We start from the raw sequence: 16,128 nt of genomic DNA on the forward strand, positions 1-16,128 counted from the left end.
GCTGCGAAGAGGGCCCGCCGGGCCTGATGAGCAGCGCTTCTTAGTGCGCCTCGGCCCAATTCGCGCCTTGCCCTGCATCCACGCTTAGCTTCACGTCCAGCTTCACCGCGGGGTCCGATGCCCCCTCCATCACATCGCGCGCCACACGAATCACCTGATCCACTGCATCCTCAGCCACTTCGAACAGCAATTCGTCATGCACCTGCAATAGCATCTTGGCAGGCAGCCCGTTGATCGCATCCGGCATCCGCACCATCGCGCGCCGGATCACATCTGCTGCCGTGCCCTGAATCGGCGCGTTTATCGCCGCCCGACGCGAGAACCCGGCATGCGGCCCCTTGGCATTGATCTCAGGCGTATGGATTTTGCGGCCGAACAGCGTCTGCACGTATCCGTTCTCTTTCGCAAAAGCGATGGTGTCGTCCATATATGTCCGTATACCCGGAAAGCGTTCGAAATAGCGGTCAATGAACCCCTGCGCCTCGGACCGAGGAATGCGCAGATTGCGCGCCAGACCAAAGCCCGAAATCCCGTAAATCACACCAAAATTGATCGCCTTAGCCTGGCGGCGGATTTCAGGTGTCATTTCATCCAGCGGCACTTCAAACATCTCGGAGGCAGTCATGGCGTGAATGTCCAACCCATCGGAAAACGCCTGTTTCAGGGTCGAAATGTCAGCGATATGAGCCAAAATCCGCAATTCAATCTGGCTATAATCGAGGCTAACCATCACATTGCCCGGCTCGGCAATAAACGCCTCACGAATGCGACGCCCTTCTTCGGTGCGCACCGGGATGTTCTGCAGGTTCGGATCGGTCGAGGCCAGACGCCCCGTATTCGCCCCCGTGATCGAGTAAGACGTATGCACCCGGCCTGTATCCGGGTTGATATGGGTTTGCAGCGCATCGGTATAGGTCGATTTCAGCTTGGAAAGCTGCCGCCAGTCCAACACCCGGCGGGGCAGTTCGTGTTCGGTGGCAAGGTCTTCCAGAATGTCCGCCCCGGTCGAATACTTCCCAGTCTTGCCTTTCTTACCGCCCTCAAGCCCCATCTTGTCGAACAGGATCTCACCCAGTTGCGCGGGCGATCCCACATTGAAATTCGCACCGGCCAATTCGTGAATTTCAGCCTCTAACCCAGCCATTTTTTGCGCGAAGGCGTTGGACATGCGGCTCAGGACATCGCGGTCCACCTTGATGCCGTGCATCTCCATTTCCTTGAGGACCGGCACCAGAGGCCGCTCCAGCGTCTCATACACGGTCGTCACCTGCACCTGATGCAGTTGCGGCTTGAACAGTTTCCAAAGGCGCAGCGTGATATCCGCATCCTCAGCGGCATAGGCAGTGGCCTCGTCAATCGGCACCTTGTCGAAAGTGATTGCGGATTTGCCGGACCCCAGCAGCGGTTTGATCGGAATGGGCGTGTGGTTCAGGTAACGCTCGGACAGCGTATCCATCCCATGCCCGTGTTCGCCGCCATGCATGGCGTAAGACATCAGCATCGTGTCGTCGATTGGCGCCACGTTCACGCCATAGCGCGCGAAAATCTTGGCGTCGTATTTCATGTTCTGGCCGATTTTCAGGATCGAGGCGTCCTGAAGCATCGGTTTGAGCAAAGTTAGAGCCTCATCCAGCTGCATCTGCCCCTCGGCCAGCGCGTCTGAGCCGAACAAGTCATCCGATGCCCCATCGCGGTGAGTTAGCGGGATGTAACAGGCCGAACCCGCCTCAACACTTAGCGAAATACCCACCAGATCGGCGATCATTTCGTTCAATCCGGTGGTCTCGGTATCGACGGCCACCCAGCCGGTCTGATAAGCGCGGTCGATCCACGCCTGCAGCGCGGTTGCATCGCGCACGCATTCGTATTTCGAGGCGTCGAAAGAGATATCCTCAGCCTCGGTCACAACTTCGGGCGCAGGCGCATCAGCAATCACCGGGGCCTCGGCCCCCAGCTTGTCGGCAATTCGCTTGGTGAGGGTGCGGAACTCCATATCCGCCAGGAACCCCAGCAAGGTCTCAGCGTCGGGGTCCTGAACCTCAAGATCATCCAGCGTGAAATCCAGCGGGGTGTTTTCGTCCAACTGCACCAGTTTTTTCGACAGCTCAATCTGGTCGCGCTTTTCGATCAGGGTCTGGCGGCGTTTGGGCTGTTTGATCTCTTCCGCGCGGTCCAGCAGGGTTTCCAGATCACCGTATTCATTGATCAACAGGGCCGCCGTTTTCACCCCAATCCCCGGCGCACCGGGTACGTTATCGACAGAATCCCCCGCAAGCGCCTGCACATCCACCACCCGTTCAGGCCCCACGCCGAACTTCTCAACCACGCCGTCGCGGTCGATACGCTTGTTCTTCATCGCGTCCAGCATTTCGACGCCGCCGCCCACCAGCTGCATCAGGTCTTTGTCCGAGCTGACAATGGTCACGCGCCCGCCTGCCTCACGCGCCTGGACGGCCAGCGTGGCGATGATATCGTCGGCTTCATAGCCTTCCAACTCTTTGCAGGCGATGTTGAAAGCGCGGGTCGCTTCGCGAGTCAGGGGCATCTGGGGGCGCAGGTCCTCGGGCATGGCCTCGCGGTTGGCCTTGTAGAGGTCATAGAGGTCATTGCGGAACGTGTGCGAGCCCTTGTCAAAGATCACCGCCACGTGGGTCGGCGCATCCGGTCCCGCGTTCCCTTCGACATATTTCTGCAGCATGTTGCAGAAGCCCGATACAGCGCCGATGGGCAGCCCATCGGATTTGCGCGTCAGCGGGGGAAGCGCGTGATAGGCCCGAAAAATAAAGGCTGATCCGTCGATCAGATGCAGATGACACCCTTTTCCGAAATTGCTCATGCGCGCTCTCCCTGTCGGTCAGGGATCGTTCTGCCACAGGGGCAGACGGGTGACCAGTCAGGAACGTGCCCTAACCCCCAAAGAGGCCGCTGAAAAAGTCCGAAAAACTATGCACCAGAGCCATTATGACCAGCACACCGAGGAACGCAAAAAACGCAAAGGCGAAAAACTGAAACAGAATGGCACCAACACCGATAACCATTCCGGCGATGGCCGGGCGACGCCTTTCGTGACGCAGAAGGCCAATGACCGAAACAACAATCGCCAGCCCGCCAAGCATCGCCACACCGATTTGCAAAAAATCATCCAGATCGCGGGTTCGGGCTACAGGCTCGGGTTGCTCTGCCCCCGTAGCGGCACGCAGGGTAGATTTCCCGATCTCGGCCGCCAGTTCGCCAAGCGTGACGCCTGTAGATTGCTGAGGCGCAAACGGTCCCGCCCAAAACACAAACAAGGCGGCGAACAACGCCATAGCAGCGAAACAGAATCCGACCCAGCCAAAAACCGGGCTTGCGCTGTCCGTTTGAGTAATCTCAGTCATCACACTCACCTAAGACGAATGCGGCACAGCGTATCACGCAAATATGGGCGCATTTTGGGAAAAAATGACTATTGGAGCAGTTGAAGCCGATCTGTGTTTAAAAAAACATAGATGCACAAGACACCCGCTCAGGATAAATCACGCGATACTGAAGGCGCGGTTCGTCTTGTCCCAGTTCATCCCGGATTGCTGCGCAATGTGCTGCATCTGCTTGTTCAATGACCGATCATTCAGCCTGCGACTTAACGAGCGTAACGGCACAAGGTTTCGTTCCCCGTACCCATCGATCAGAAAGAACATACGTATGTCGTCACGCAATCCATAGACGATGTTTTTCCCATGGATGTCCCGACCCACAATTTGGAACTCAAAAAGCTTTCGGACAAAGATGTTCAGATCATCCAATGTCTCAGCCGTCATTTCCTGCCGCGCGCACATCGACAGCAAGTTCTGCGCTAATGCGCCATCTTCGGTGCTGATCCTCTCGACCACGACGCCGGGCCCGACATCTGTCTGCACGACACCAAAGGACCGCGCCAGTGGCAGTCTGGAAATGTCCAGACCACTTTTCAGCGCCGCCTTCATCTCGCACTCCAGCTCTTTCAAGGCGTTTCGGAATGCTGAATCGGGCAGCAGACGACGCACAGCGCGTTTCATGATGGATCTGTTGCGGCGGATTCTGGGACGCGTCACTTTGACCAGCAACTCTGGCTGGTTGGGGCAGGCATAAACGTTCCGGTGGCCGCCCTTGGCCACAATATCCCGGTCTGAAAGGTGCATGACCTGCACGGAAAAGAGCATCTTCGCGCCCTGGAATCATAAAGCTATTTCGTCAGGATATAGAGTCTTCACTCGGGCGGAAATAGGACGCGTAACAGTTTTGTGACGGGCCTACTGATCCTGATCCGCCAGCACATATTTGCAATCGCAATAGGGGCACTCAACCCAGCCGGTATCCTCGGGGATCTGCAGCCAGACCCGCGGATGGCCCAGCGCACCCTCGCCGCCGTCGCAGGCAACACGAGAGGTTTCGACGATCTTGGTTTCCGGCGCTTCGATGGTCACGGCTGGCGATCCTTCTTCGGTTGTCGGCCTCGCGGGCATGGTTTAGGTGCGTTTATGAGCGATGAGCAAACCGGGGGCAAGAGCCACATGAGCGATGCGGCAATCAGGATCGAAGGGCTGCGCAAGACCTATCGCGTTGGTAAGGGTCAGCCTGAAAAGCACGCGCTGAAGGGCATTGATCTGACCGTCTCGCGCGGCTCGGTCTTTGGGCTATTGGGGCCGAACGGGGCCGGGAAATCGACTCTGATCAACATTCTGGCCGGTCTGGTGGTGAAATCGGCGGGTTCAGTGTCGATTTGGGGGTTTGATCAGGACCAACACCCCCGTCAGTCCCGCGCTGCCATTGGCGTGATGCCGCAAGAGCTGAACCTGGACCCGTTCTTCACCCCGCGCGGCGCATTGGAGGTGCAGGCCGGGCTCTATGGCGTACCCAAGTCGCAGCGCCGCAGCGATGAAATTCTCGAACTTGTGGGCCTCAGCGACAAGGCCGAGGCCTATGCCCGCACGCTATCGGGCGGCATGCGACGACGGCTTTTGCTGGCCAAGGCACTGGTGCACCACCCCAAGATTCTGGTTCTGGATGAACCCACGGCAGGCGTGGATATCGAACTGCGCCAGATGCTCTGGACCAATGTACGCAAGCTGAACGAACAGGGCATGACGATCATCCTGACCACGCATTATCTGGATGAAGCGCAAGAGATGTGTGACGAGATCGCCATCATCAACCACGGCGAAAAGATTGCGCAGGACAGCACCGCCAACCTGCTGGGTCGGATGGACAGCCGGACGATGGTGATCCTTCCCGACAGCCCCGTGGTGGATCTGCCCACAACCGATGGTGTCGAAGCCGCTTTGCGCGATGATGGCAGCCTTGTCCTGCAATATCGCAGCTCCCAGACCAGCGCTGAACAGGTGCTGGAGGCCGTGCGCGCCGCAGGCATCCGCATCCGCGACGTGCGCACCGAAGAGGCCGATCTCGAGGATGTGTTCCTCGCCCTGACCTCATCCCGTGCCGATGATGGCCCAGCGGATGATCTGGATCAGCCGCGCCGGGGGATGCACCGGGTCAAGCTTTAAGACCGGTCGATTCGCGCTTGATAGCAGTTGTTTCGGGCGGATCGCACGTGGACATAGGCGATGTCCGCACGGGCAAAGATGTCCTTTACCGCCGCACCAATCTGATCTGTCGGGGCGATCACCCCGGTGCCATAGACGATCCGGTCATCCAATCCATACCCCTTGATCAGATAGTCCGGAGAGGTGGTCAAAATCTCGGGCAGCTCCGTGCCCTCATATCGCTTACACGGGCTGGCACATAGAAAGATCGGACCCGTTTCCGCGTAAGGTTGTGCCTCTGGAAAAGGGCGATGCGCCAATATCAGCATTTCTTGGCCTTCTGGTATGTTTTGTAGGCAATGTCGGCAGGGATTGCCCGCACCTTTGGAAACGGCGTGCTCGGGTGAGGCGCCATATGCGTCCGGCCCTCCGGCCTGAAGCGCGCGGACTTGGGGGGTGGGAAGGGCAGTGATCTTGAACATCTCGGGTCTCCTTTTTCTGCCACCCTGCCCAGAGGGGAAACTGCAATCGACCCGTTTCCTGCGCAAAGGACTCGAAAAAGAACAAAAGGTGAATATAATGTGGAATCGCCATGTATGCCGAGCTGTCGATCACGTCGAATTTCACCTTTCTCACCGGGGCCTCGCACCCCGAGGAATACATGCAGCGTGCCGTCACACTTGGTCTGCCCGCCATCGCGATTGCCGATGACAACTCGGTCGCCGGGATCGTGCGTGCCCATACCCAGGCGCGCGAGATTGCCCGAAAGGTGCGCGAACGTGTGGAATGGGAGGGGCAGAACACGCCCATCGGCCCGCCCTGCCCCGATCACATTCCCAAACCGCCCTCCTACCCAATCCACGCGGTGCCACGCCTGATCCCTGCGGCACGGCTGATCTTCACCGACGCGCCCACCGTCACCGCCCTGCCTCTCAACCGGCAGGGCTGGGGCAACCTGTGCCGTATCCTGTCGGCGGGTCGCCTACGGGCCGAGAAAGGTGACTGTATCCTGCACCTGTCCGACCTGATGGAATTCTCCGACGGTCTGCACCTGCTGCTCTGGCCACAAGCGACCCGACCGCAGGGCGGCGCGAGTGCTTGGCGGACACAGGCGCAAAAGCTGACGCGCCGCTTTTCCGGGCGGATGCATCTGGTGATGCACCCCAGATATGATGGCGCAGACAGTGAGTATTTCTCTGTATTAGAGACTGAATCACAACAACTCAACCTCCCCACCCTCGCCAGCGCTGCGCCGATAATGCACCATGGTACCCGTCGCAAACTGGCCGATGTGCTGACCGCCATCCGACTGCGCCGCAAGGTCGACGATCTGGGCCGCGACGCTCTGGCCAATGGAGAGCAGCGCCTGCGCTCGGAAACCGAGATGCTGCGCATTTTCAAAGGCCATGAAGGCGCTGTGACCCGCGCCCATATGGTCAGCGAGCAGCTACAATTCTCGCTGGATGAGCTACGCTATGAATACCCCAACGAAGGCAGCGACCAGGAAACCCCGACCCAGCGCCTGCACCGTCTGGCCCATGAGGGGTTGAACTGGCGTTATCCGGCGGGCGCGTCCGAGAAGGCCAAGAAAATGCTGGCGCATGAACTGACCCTGATCGGCAAGCTGAAATATGAACCCTATTTCCTGACCGTCCGTGACATCGTCACCTTCGCCCGATCCCGCGATATCCTGTGTCAGGGGCGCGGCTCGGCGGCCAATTCGGTGGTCTGCTACTGCCTTGGCATCACCGAGGTCAGTCCAGAACTGGGCACGATGGTCTTTGAACGCTTTGTGTCCGAGGCGCGGGACGAGCCGCCCGATATCGATGTCGATTTCGAACATGAACGCCGCGAAGAGGTGATCCAGCACATCTATGACCGCTATGGCCGGGAACGCGCGGGCCTCTGCGCCACGGTCGTACATTATCGCGGCAAACGCGCCATCCGCGAGGTGGGGCGAGCGATGGGGTTGACCGAGGATACGATCTCGGCGCTCTCGTCACAGCTATGGGGGTTCTTCTCGGCCAAAGGTCTTGAAGCCGAACGCATGCGCGAGATTGGCCTTGATCCCGACGATAAACGCCTGAAACAGACTCTAATGCTGGTCTATGAGATTGACGGCTTCCCCCGCCATCTGTCTCAGCATGTGGGTGGGTTCATCATCACCGAAGGGCGGCTGGACGAACTTGTCCCCATCGAAAACGCCACGATGGAGGATCGTACGGTTATCTGCTGGGATAAGGATGACATCGATTCCTTAGGTATTCTGAAAGTCGATGTGCTCAGCCTCGGGATGCTGACCTGTATCCGCAAGGCGTTCGATCTGATCAGCCAGCACCACCAGACGGGCTATAGCCTCGCCACCCTGCCGCCCGAGGATCCGGCGGTGTATGACATGCTGTGCAAGGCGGACAGCGTCGGCGTGTTTCAGGTGGAATCGCGGGCTCAGATGAACTTTCTGCCCCGCATGCGACCGCGCAATTTCTATGATCTGGTGATCGAGGTCGCAATCATCCGCCCCGGCCCCATTCAGGGCGACATGGTCCACCCCTATATCCGCCGCCGGAACGGAGAGGAGGAGGTCAACTTCCCCTCGGATGCGTTGGGTGAAGTGTTGGGCAAAACGCTGGGCGTGCCGCTGTTTCAGGAGCAAGCCATGCAGATTGCCATCGTGGGCGCGGGGTTCACCCCGGAACAGGCGGACCGGCTACGGCGCTCGCTGGCGACGTTCAAGAAACATGGTAATGTCAGCGAATTCCGGGCCCTGTTTCTGCGCGGGATGGAGCGGAACGGCTATGAACAGGATTTTGCCGAGCGCTGTTTTTCGCAGATCGAAGGCTTCGGCTCTTACGGTTTTCCCGAAAGTCACGCGGCCAGCTTTGCGCTACTGGTTTATGCCTCAGCCTGGATCAAATGCCACCATCCGGGGATTTTCGCCTGCGCGCTGCTGAATTCGCAGCCGATGGGCTTCTATGCCCCCGCCCAGATCGTGCGCGATGCGCGCGAACATGGTGTTCAGGTGCGCCCGGTCTGTATCAATGCCAGTTTCTGGGACAATGTGATGGAACCCGACGGTCACGGCGGGTTGGCCCTGCGGCTGGGGTTCCGTCAGATCAAAGGCCTGAGCGAGGAAGATGCCAGCTGGCTGACCGCCGCGCGCGGCAATGGCTACCATCAGGTGGATGACGTGTGGCGTCGTGCCGGGCTTGGCCCCACGGTAATCGAACGGTTGGCTGAGGCCGATGCCTTCTCCGCCTGCGATCTGACAAGGCGCGAGGCGTTGTGGCAGGCCAAAGCGATTGCCACCGCCAAGCCCCTGCCGCTGTTTTCGCAGGATCTGGAAGGCGAGGCGCTGGACGAGCCTGCAGCCTATCTGCCGCAGATGACGTTGGGCGAGCAGGTGGTCGAGGATTACGTGGCCACCCGCCTCAGCCTCAAGGCGCATCCGGTGGCTCTGATACGGCATCTACTGACGCCAGAGCCGCGCGACAAAACCACACCTGTTGCGTGACGTCTGAACCGGGTATCCGCCCGGAACAGAGTCGAAAACGGACCAAATATGACCCGCCCCACCCTGCCGCCGCGCTTTCCCGCGACCCCGGACCAAATCAACGCGCAGGTCCGTGCCTTTTACGCCCGCGTACGCGAGGATGCGGTGCTGGGGCCGGTCTTCAACGCACATGTCCACGATTGGCCAGCACATGAGGACAAGATCGCCGCCTTCTGGAGCAACGCCATCCTGTATGAGCGTAGCTATGACGGCAATCCGCAGCGGGTCCATATCGAGCGGCCCGACGTGCAGCCCGACATGTTCGCACATTGGCTGGATTTGTTCGAAGAGGTCGCCACCCAGACCTTACCCCCGGAAACCTCCACACCATGGGTCGCGCTGGCCCGAAGAATCGGCGTGGGAATGAAGGCCGGTGTGCAATCTGCACGCCAACCCAAAGACGCACCTCCCATCCTGCGTTGATCCCAGGGCATGGCAGCTTTGCCATGTTAGCGGTAAAATAAGGGCTATGCGGGTCGGCCAAATGGGTTTACTCAGGGGTACGACAGCCCCAATGCGCTGCGCCCCTACACCGACACATCACCCGAGGCCGCCTCATGAGCACTCAGAACACCACCCTTCGGGGGCTTGGCTATGCGTTTGCGGGCTTTGCGGTTTTTGCCAGCCATGATGTGCTGATCAAAGTGCTGGGTAGCACCTATTCGGTGATGCAGATCATCTTTTTCGCAACGCTGTTTTCCTTTGTGCCGATGGCGGTGACGATCCTGACCGACCGGACCACGGGCAATTTCCGACCACATCATCCGTGGCTGGTCCTGCTGCGCTCGGCCCTGATGGTGACGTCCATGGTCTGCGCCTTCTACGCTTTCTCGGCGCTGCCGCTGGCCGAGGTCTATTCGCTGCTATTCGCCTTCCCTCTGTTCGTCACTGTCCTGTCGATCCCAATCCTGGGGGAAGTCGTGCGCGCACAGCGTTGGGCCGCCGTCGGCTGTGGCCTGATCGGAGTTCTGATCGTCCTGCGCCCCGGTGCAACGGACATCACTCTGGGCCACCTCGCGGCCCTGACTGCAGCGTTTTCCAGCGCGTTAGGGTCTGTTTTGGTGCGCAAGATCGGGAATGAGGAACGCTCGGCCGTGCTGATCCTATATCCGATGCTGCTGGCCATTGTGGTCATGAGCTTGATGCAACCCGCCGTTTACCAACCTCCCTCGCTGCTGCATCTGGCGATGATGGCGCTGGTGGGCGTGTTCTCGGTCGTCGCACAACACTTGATCATCCTTGCCTATCGAGCCGCGCCCGCTGGGGTCGTCGCCCCCAGCCAATACAGTCAGATCATCTGGGCCACATTGTTCGGCATGGTCTTTTTCAACGAGCGGCCCGATGGCTGGGTCGCCGTTGGGGCCAGCATCATCATCGCCTCAGGCGTCTATGTGGTCTGGCGCGAAAGCCGGGCGAACACCTCGTCGGTCAATACCCCGGTTCTGCGGGTCCGCTCGCCACGCTCTGACACCGGCGCAAGCCGTCCCGGCAAATAAAAACGGCGCGCCATTCACAGCGCGCCGTCCTCAAAATCGCAGATTGAGGGCCCTAGTAAACCACGACCGAGCGGATGCTTTCGCCCTTATGCATCAGGTCGAAACCGTGGTTAATGTCGTCCAGACCCATGGTGTGGGTGATCATCGGGTCGATCTCGATCTTGCCTTCCATGTACCAGTCGACAATTTTCGGCACATCGGTCCGCCCCCGCGCACCGCCAAAGGCCGTACCGCGCCACGAGCGGCCCGTGACCAGCTGGAACGGACGGGTCGAGATTTCGGCTCCCGCAGGCGCCACGCCGATGATGATCGATTCACCCCAGCCCTTATGCGCCGATTCCAATGCGGCACGCATCACGCCCACATTGCCAGTGGCGTCAAAGGTGTAATCCGCGCCACCTTTGGTCAGGTTGACCAGATAGGGCACCAGGTCGCCTTCAACTTCGGTCGGGTTCACGAAATCGGTCATGCCAAACTTGGTCGCCATCTCGACCTTGGCGGGGTTCAGGTCAACGCCAACGATTTGATCGGCCCCGGCCAGACGCAGGCCCTGAATGACGTTTAACCCGATACCGCCCAGACCGAACACGATGGCGCGGCTGCCGATTTCCACCTTGGCAGTGTTGATCACAGCGCCGATCCCTGTGGTCACACCGCATCCGATATAACAGATCTTGTCGAAGGGCGCATCCTCACGCACCTTGGCCAGCGCAATTTCCGGCAGAACCGTGTGGTTCGAGAAAGTCGAGCAGCCCATGTAGTGCAGGATTGGATCACCATCCAAAGTCGAAAAGCGCGAGGTCCCATCCGGCATCAGGCCCTGCCCCTGCGTTTCACGGATCGCCTGGCACAGATTGGTCTTGGGGTGCAGACAGTATTCGCACTCCCGGCATTCCGGGGTGTAGAGCGGGATCACGTGGTCGCCCGGTTTCAGGCTGGTCACACCGGGGCCGACCTCGACCACGATGCCTGCGCCTTCATGGCCCAGAATCGCGGGGAACAGCCCCTCGGGATCCGCGCCCGACAGGGTGAATTCATCGGTGTGGCAGATGCCGGTGGCCTTGATTTCCACCAGAACCTCACCCGCCTTGGGGCCTTCGAGGTTCACATCCATCACTTCCAAAGGTTTGCCTGCCTGAACGGCGACGGCGGCACGGGTGCGCATATTCGGTGTCTCCCTGTCACTTTTGCCTCGACCCTGCGTCAATTGCCGGGCGTTTTCAACTGCGCTTTGATGCCAGCTTTGCTAAACATCTGATATTGCAGAAACGACATTGCCGGAAAGAGGAACGCCAATGCACCGTTTTATTCCCACGCTGGCCCTGCTGACCGCCTGTGCCCAGCCCCCCGCGCCCGAGGATGCGCCCCTGTCGCCCGAACCCGCCCCGGTCGATCTGGCCTTTTGTCAGGGCGAAGCTGTTGCAGGCTCTGTCGGTCAACCGGTTTCGACCATTCAGGCCCAGTTGCCCGAACGGTCCCGCGTTCTGGGGCCGGGTGATCTGGCCACGCAGGATTACCGCATCGACCGGCTGAATGTTTTTGTAGATGAGACCGGGATCATCCAACGCCTGACCTGCGGGTAAGCGTGGACTCGGCGGGCGATTCTACGATAAGAACAAAATGGGAACATTTTGATGTCTGCCAATGCCAAAACGCCGAATACTCTCGCTCTGGTTTCCCCGTCTGGGGGCTGAACGGCTGATCCGCGCTGCGCGGGGGCTGCAAGATGGGCCTTTGGCTGTGGTGACTGAGCAGTCGAACATGCAGGTGATCACATCCCTGAACGCGGATGCGCAGACCGCTGGTCTGCGCGTGGGCCAACCAGTGCGCGACGCTCATGCCATGTGCGCCAATCTGGTGACACGCCCCCGCAACGCCCCGGCCGAGGCTGCGTTTCTGACCGCCCTGCGCCGGTGGGTGGGCAAATTCAGCCCATGGGTGGCTGAAGAAGCGCCAGACGGATTGATCGTGGACCTGTCAGGCTGCGCGCATCTGTTCGGCGGGGAAGAAGCGTTGTTGAACGTGATCGAAACCGACTGCGCCGATATGGGGCTCAGCGTGCAGATGGGCATCGCCGACACGCTGGGTGCGGCCTGGGCGCTGGCACGCTACGCGGGACAAGAGGCCACCTCCGACCGCAATGGCGACGCCATCAGCCAAGAGGCCCGCGCCACCCGCGCCCGCGCCACCAAGCGGCGGCACTGGACCAAGGGCGGGGCCGCACCGCAAATGGTGGCTGTGGGCAGTGGCGCGCGGATCACAGCGCCGGGGCAATCCTATGGCGCGCTCAGCCCGCTTCCCATTGCAGCGCTGCGGCTTGAGGATCAGGTGGTCGCACAGCTGAACCGTCTGGGCCTGCGCAGGATCGGCGACCTACTGGGGCAGCCGCGCGCGTCGCTGGCGCGGCGATTTGGGCGGGGACTGGTGCTACGGCTGGATCAGGCGATGGGCAGCGCGCCCGAGCCGGTCTCGCCCGCCCGACCGCCGCATCACTTTGCGGTGCGGATGACCCTGCCCAACCCGATCGGTCTGACCGAAGACGTCATGGCCGCCATCGACCGCGTTCTACCGACGCTCTGCACCAAGCTAGAGGAGAAAGCGCGCGGGGTGCGGACTCTGCGGCTGGAAGCCCATCGCGCCGATCAGGCGGCTGAGATCATCGAGGTCGGGCTGGCCCGTCCAACCTATGATAAACACCGCATTCGCCCTTTGTTAGAGATGAAAATCGACCAAATCGATGCGGGCTATGGCATCGACATGCTACGACTTGAGGCGGTGCAGACGGAACCCATCCACGCCCGCACCATGGCCGGTCATGCCGAGGCGCGCCGCGTCGCCCGCAACCGATTGGACGGTAACACCGCTGTCGAAGACCTGATCGGAAAACTAGGTGCGCGGGTCGGGCTGGAGGCGATCACAAGGCGGCACCCGGCGGCCTCGCATATCCCCGAGAAAACCGCACAGGTGCTGGCTGCTGCGTGGTCCGAACCCGCGCAAGACTGGCCTGCACCACCGCGTCCGCGTCCCTTGCAGATGTGGCAACCCGAGCCAGTAGCCGCTCCAGATACCCCAGACGTGCCAGACACATTTCGCTGGCGCGGGCGAAACTGGCAACTGACACAAGCCACCGGGCCGGAACGGATCGCACCGGAATGGTGGCTGGATGACCCTAACTGGCGCAGCGGCGTGCGCGATTACTGGGTGGTTGTGACCGAACAGGGCGAGCGGCTGTGGCTGTTTTACGGCCACGGCGGCACCATGTCGGCGGGCTGGTTTTGCCATGGTCAGTTTGGATAAACCCCTGATTAGAGTCTACTTACCGCGATACACCAGCCAATCCGGCAGGTAATCAATCAGCCGGATCACCCAGGAAAACGGCGCAGGGAAATCGGTGCGGAACCGGCGACGCGCCATGGCTTTGGCCACGCGATCCGCCGCGTCCTCGGGCGTCATCAGCATGGGCATTTTGAAACTGTTCTTCTCGGTCAGCCGGGTCTTGATGAACCCCGGATTGACGATCCGTACGGTTACACCCGATCCGGCCAAATCATGTCGCATCGTCTCGGCCAGCGACACCAGCGCCGCCTTGCTGGACGCATACCCAATCGCCGCTGGCAGACCGTGATAACCAGCCAAAGACCCGATCAGGGTGATATCCCCGCGCCCTGTCTGGACGAACCCCGGCACGGTTTCCCCCAGCACCCGCATGGCCCCAAGATAGTTCACATCGACCATCCTCAGCGCGCGTTCCGTATTCCAGTCACCACTCCGCATGGGATCATAGGCACCAGCGTTATAGACCAGCCCATCGACTGAGCCGGCCTCGGCCGCTGCCGCACAAACAGACTCTAAATCAGTCACATCCATCGCAATCGCACGGGCGTTGGGCAGGGTATCGCAAATCTCGGCCAGACGCTCTGCGTTGCGAGCGGACAGGATCAGATGCGCGCCCTGGCGGCTGAGGGTCTCGGCCAGAGCCCGCCCCAGCCCTTCACTGGCGCCGATGATCCAATATGTCTTTCCGTCAAAGCTGCTCATTCCGGGACCGTTTCATATGCTTTTCTGTTTTACGACCGCCGAGGGGTGCCGGATCACAGGCGGGACAGATAACGCATCTTGTAACCCGATGTCACAACCTAGTGCATTTTCGAAATTCTTCTAACCCGATTGATCCACCCAAGCCTATTCTGCGTATCTTATTGTAATACGTTACAGAACGAGGCTTGAATGTTCGACGAAACCCGGAGCGGTCGGAAAAAAATCGCAGTAATAGGCGCAGGCATCTCGGGTCTCTCCGCAGCTTACTACCTGTCAGAAAACAATGACGTAACCGTCTTCGAGGCCGAACCCCGGCTGGGCGGTCACGCGCGCACGGTTATGGCGGGAAAGAACGGCGATCAGCCGGTCGATACGGGTTTCATCGTATTCAACTACGTGACCTATCCTTATCTGACCGCCTTGTTTGATGAACTGAACGTGCCGGTTATCAAGTCGGAAATGAGCTTTGGTGCCACCATCGACAATGGCCGCATCGAATACGGGCTGAACAATCTGCGCACCCTGACCGCGCAGAAACGCAATCTTGCGCGCCCCGCATATTACAAGATGATCGCCGACATTCTGCGGTTCGGCAAAGAGGCCCCCGAGGCCGCACAAGACGACGACACCACGATCGGAGAACTGGTGGATCAGCTGCGCCTTGGCCATTGGTTCCGCCACAATTACCTGATGCCCATGTGCGGCGCGATCTGGTCGACTCCGGTTGAGCTCGTGGACCAGTTCCCCGCCCGCTCATTGGTGCAGTTCTTCCGAAACCATGCACTGCTGGCCAGCGGACGCGCCAAGCAACATCAGTGGTATACAGTCAAAGGCGGTAGTATCGAATATGTGCGTCGCATCGACGCCGCGCTACGCGCACGTGGGTGCGACATCCGTCTTGACGCGCCAGTGGATCACGTGAAGCGCGATGATGTTGGCGTCACGGTACACAGCCAAGGGCATGCGGACCAGTTTGACGAGATCATCCTGGCCACACACTCCGATCAATCGCTGGCTATTCTGGGTGACAGCGCGACCCAGGGCGAACGCGCCGCACTTGGTGCAATCCGGTATCAGCCGAACACAGCGATCCTGCATTGCGACGAGCGCCAGATGCCCCGCCGGCGCGCCTGCTGGTCCAGTTGGACCTATCGGTCGCAAGCCGGAAATGTTGGCGTAACCTATTGGATGAACCGTCTGCAGAACATTCCCGACAGCGATCCGCTGTTCGTGTCGCTGAACGCTTCATCAGAAATTCCCGCGGATAAAATCTATGATCAGGTGGAATTTGCGCACCCGGTCTTCGACAAAGCGGCCCTGAAGGCACAAGGGCAAATCCGCGCGATGCAGGGACAGAACCGAACTTGGTTTGCCGGCGCCTATAACAGGCACGGCTTTCACGAAGATGGGATTGCCAGCGCGATGCATGTGGTCGAGCGCTTGAATGGCACCCAACACACTTTCGGAGCTGACAATGAGACTGATGCAGAAAACGCAGCCATCGTGGCCTCGGCAAGCGTCTGACTTCTGTCGGGCGACGCTC

General features: G+C 60.0%; 14 protein-coding genes. 7 read left to right on the top strand and 7 right to left on the bottom strand.

From position 1 onward, the window contains the following. Window positions 1-40 precede the first annotated feature (40 nt). The 4 genes from polA to ACR3E7_RS12705 form a co-directional block, all read right to left on the bottom strand. Window positions 41-2,836, bottom strand: a complete 2,796-nt coding sequence (polA, locus tag ACR3E7_RS12690; protein WP_480503491.1) for a DNA polymerase I — start codon at window positions 2,834-2,836, stop codon at window positions 41-43. 70 nt (window positions 2,837-2,906) lie between these two features. Further along, the gene (locus ACR3E7_RS12695) at window positions 2,907-3,377 is read right to left on the bottom strand and encodes a hypothetical protein (RefSeq protein WP_170789488.1); all 471 of its coding nucleotides are present in this window, start codon (window positions 3,375-3,377) and stop codon (window positions 2,907-2,909) included. A 138-nt stretch (window positions 3,378-3,515) separates the two neighbouring features. Beyond that, window positions 3,516-4,178, bottom strand: coding sequence for a YrbL family protein (locus tag ACR3E7_RS12700; protein ID WP_480503493.1), 663 nt, complete (start codon window positions 4,176-4,178; stop codon window positions 3,516-3,518). Window positions 4,179-4,268: 90 nt separating this feature from the next. Further along, the gene (locus ACR3E7_RS12705; protein ID WP_170772979.1) at window positions 4,269-4,442 is read right to left on the bottom strand and encodes a zinc-finger domain-containing protein; all 174 of its coding nucleotides are present in this window, start codon (window positions 4,440-4,442) and stop codon (window positions 4,269-4,271) included. Window positions 4,443-4,529: 87 nt separating this feature from the next. Here ACR3E7_RS12705 and ACR3E7_RS12710 point away from each other — a divergent pair, with 87 nt between their 5' ends. Continuing rightward, the gene (locus tag ACR3E7_RS12710; protein WP_480503615.1) at window positions 4,530-5,522 is read left to right on the top strand and encodes an ABC transporter ATP-binding protein; all 993 of its coding nucleotides are present in this window, start codon (window positions 4,530-4,532) and stop codon (window positions 5,520-5,522) included. Here ACR3E7_RS12710 and ACR3E7_RS12715 read toward each other — a convergent pair. Then, window positions 5,519-5,983, bottom strand: a complete 465-nt coding sequence (locus tag ACR3E7_RS12715) for a DUF1203 domain-containing protein (protein ID WP_480503494.1) — start codon at window positions 5,981-5,983, stop codon at window positions 5,519-5,521. The two genes, ACR3E7_RS12710 and ACR3E7_RS12715, sit on opposite strands and share 4 nt — an antisense overlap. A 110-nt stretch (window positions 5,984-6,093) precedes the next feature. On the opposite strand from ACR3E7_RS12715, the gene ACR3E7_RS12720 reads away from it, so the two are divergent. From ACR3E7_RS12720 to ACR3E7_RS12730, 3 genes are all read left to right on the top strand, one after another. Beyond that, complete coding sequence (locus ACR3E7_RS12720; protein ID WP_480503495.1) at window positions 6,094-9,012, top strand: error-prone DNA polymerase; 2,919 nt, start codon at window positions 6,094-6,096, stop codon at window positions 9,010-9,012. A gap of 48 nt (window positions 9,013-9,060) precedes the next feature. Further along, window positions 9,061-9,474, top strand: coding sequence for a group III truncated hemoglobin (locus ACR3E7_RS12725; protein ID WP_170772985.1), 414 nt, complete (start codon window positions 9,061-9,063; stop codon window positions 9,472-9,474). Between the two features lie 134 nt (window positions 9,475-9,608). Then, a complete protein-coding gene (locus ACR3E7_RS12730) occupies window positions 9,609-10,547 on the top strand; it encodes a DMT family transporter (protein ID WP_170785291.1) in 939 nt (312 codons plus the stop codon). A 52-nt stretch (window positions 10,548-10,599) separates the two neighbouring features. Here ACR3E7_RS12730 and ACR3E7_RS12735 read toward each other — a convergent pair whose 3' ends face one another. Continuing rightward, on the bottom strand, window positions 10,600-11,712 hold the full coding sequence (locus ACR3E7_RS12735; protein ID WP_170789483.1) for an S-(hydroxymethyl)glutathione dehydrogenase/class III alcohol dehydrogenase: 1,113 nt from the start codon (window positions 11,710-11,712) through the stop codon (window positions 10,600-10,602). A 130-nt stretch (window positions 11,713-11,842) separates the two neighbouring features. Here ACR3E7_RS12735 and ACR3E7_RS12740 point away from each other — a divergent pair, with 130 nt between their 5' ends. Further along, the gene (locus ACR3E7_RS12740) at window positions 11,843-12,130 is read left to right on the top strand and encodes an I78 family peptidase inhibitor (RefSeq protein ID WP_170785295.1); all 288 of its coding nucleotides are present in this window, start codon (window positions 11,843-11,845) and stop codon (window positions 12,128-12,130) included. A gap of 61 nt (window positions 12,131-12,191) precedes the next feature. After that, window positions 12,192-13,844, top strand: a complete 1,653-nt coding sequence (locus ACR3E7_RS12745) for a Y-family DNA polymerase (RefSeq protein WP_480503496.1) — start codon at window positions 12,192-12,194, stop codon at window positions 13,842-13,844. Between the two features lie 15 nt (window positions 13,845-13,859). On the opposite strand, the gene ACR3E7_RS12750 is transcribed toward ACR3E7_RS12745, so the two are convergent. Next, window positions 13,860-14,585 (bottom strand): SDR family NAD(P)-dependent oxidoreductase, encoded by a 726-nt coding sequence (locus ACR3E7_RS12750; protein WP_170785299.1) that lies wholly within the window; start codon window positions 14,583-14,585, stop codon window positions 13,860-13,862. Between the two features lie 189 nt (window positions 14,586-14,774). Here ACR3E7_RS12750 and ACR3E7_RS12755 point away from each other — a divergent pair, with 189 nt between their 5' ends. Further along, entirely contained in the window at window positions 14,775-16,109 is a 1,335-nt protein-coding gene (locus ACR3E7_RS12755) for an NAD(P)/FAD-dependent oxidoreductase (protein ID WP_480503497.1), read from the top strand. The last annotated feature ends 19 nt before the right edge of the window (window positions 16,110-16,128 follow it).

Source organism: Ruegeria sp. BK1 (genome assembly GCF_056535645.1).

Bases quoted from the DNA above. Each gene is read 5' to 3' on its own strand.
- polA (WP_480503491.1), bottom strand. From the start codon at position 2,836: ATGAGCAATTTCGGAAAAGGGTGTCATCTGCATCTGATCGACGGATCA.
- ACR3E7_RS12695 (WP_170789488.1), bottom strand. From the start codon at position 3,377: ATGACTGAGATTACTCAAACGGACAGCGCAAGCCCGGTTTTTGGCTGG.
- ACR3E7_RS12700 (WP_480503493.1), bottom strand. From the start codon at position 4,178: ATGCTCTTTTCCGTGCAGGTCATGCACCTTTCAGACCGGGATATTGTG.
- ACR3E7_RS12710 (WP_480503615.1), top strand. From the start codon at position 4,530: ATGAGCGATGCGGCAATCAGGATCGAAGGGCTGCGCAAGACCTATCGC.
- ACR3E7_RS12715 (WP_480503494.1), bottom strand. From the start codon at position 5,983: ATGTTCAAGATCACTGCCCTTCCCACCCCCCAAGTCCGCGCGCTTCAG.
- ACR3E7_RS12720 (WP_480503495.1), top strand. From the start codon at position 6,094: ATGTATGCCGAGCTGTCGATCACGTCGAATTTCACCTTTCTCACCGGG.
- ACR3E7_RS12725 (WP_170772985.1), top strand. From the start codon at position 9,061: ATGACCCGCCCCACCCTGCCGCCGCGCTTTCCCGCGACCCCGGACCAA.
- ACR3E7_RS12730 (WP_170785291.1), top strand. From the start codon at position 9,609: ATGAGCACTCAGAACACCACCCTTCGGGGGCTTGGCTATGCGTTTGCG.
- ACR3E7_RS12735 (WP_170789483.1), bottom strand. From the start codon at position 11,712: ATGCGCACCCGTGCCGCCGTCGCCGTTCAGGCAGGCAAACCTTTGGAA.
- ACR3E7_RS12740 (WP_170785295.1), top strand. From the start codon at position 11,843: ATGCACCGTTTTATTCCCACGCTGGCCCTGCTGACCGCCTGTGCCCAG.
- ACR3E7_RS12745 (WP_480503496.1), top strand. From the start codon at position 12,192: ATGCCAAAACGCCGAATACTCTCGCTCTGGTTTCCCCGTCTGGGGGCT.
- ACR3E7_RS12750 (WP_170785299.1), bottom strand. From the start codon at position 14,585: ATGAGCAGCTTTGACGGAAAGACATATTGGATCATCGGCGCCAGTGAA.
- ACR3E7_RS12755 (WP_480503497.1), top strand. From the start codon at position 14,775: ATGTTCGACGAAACCCGGAGCGGTCGGAAAAAAATCGCAGTAATAGGC.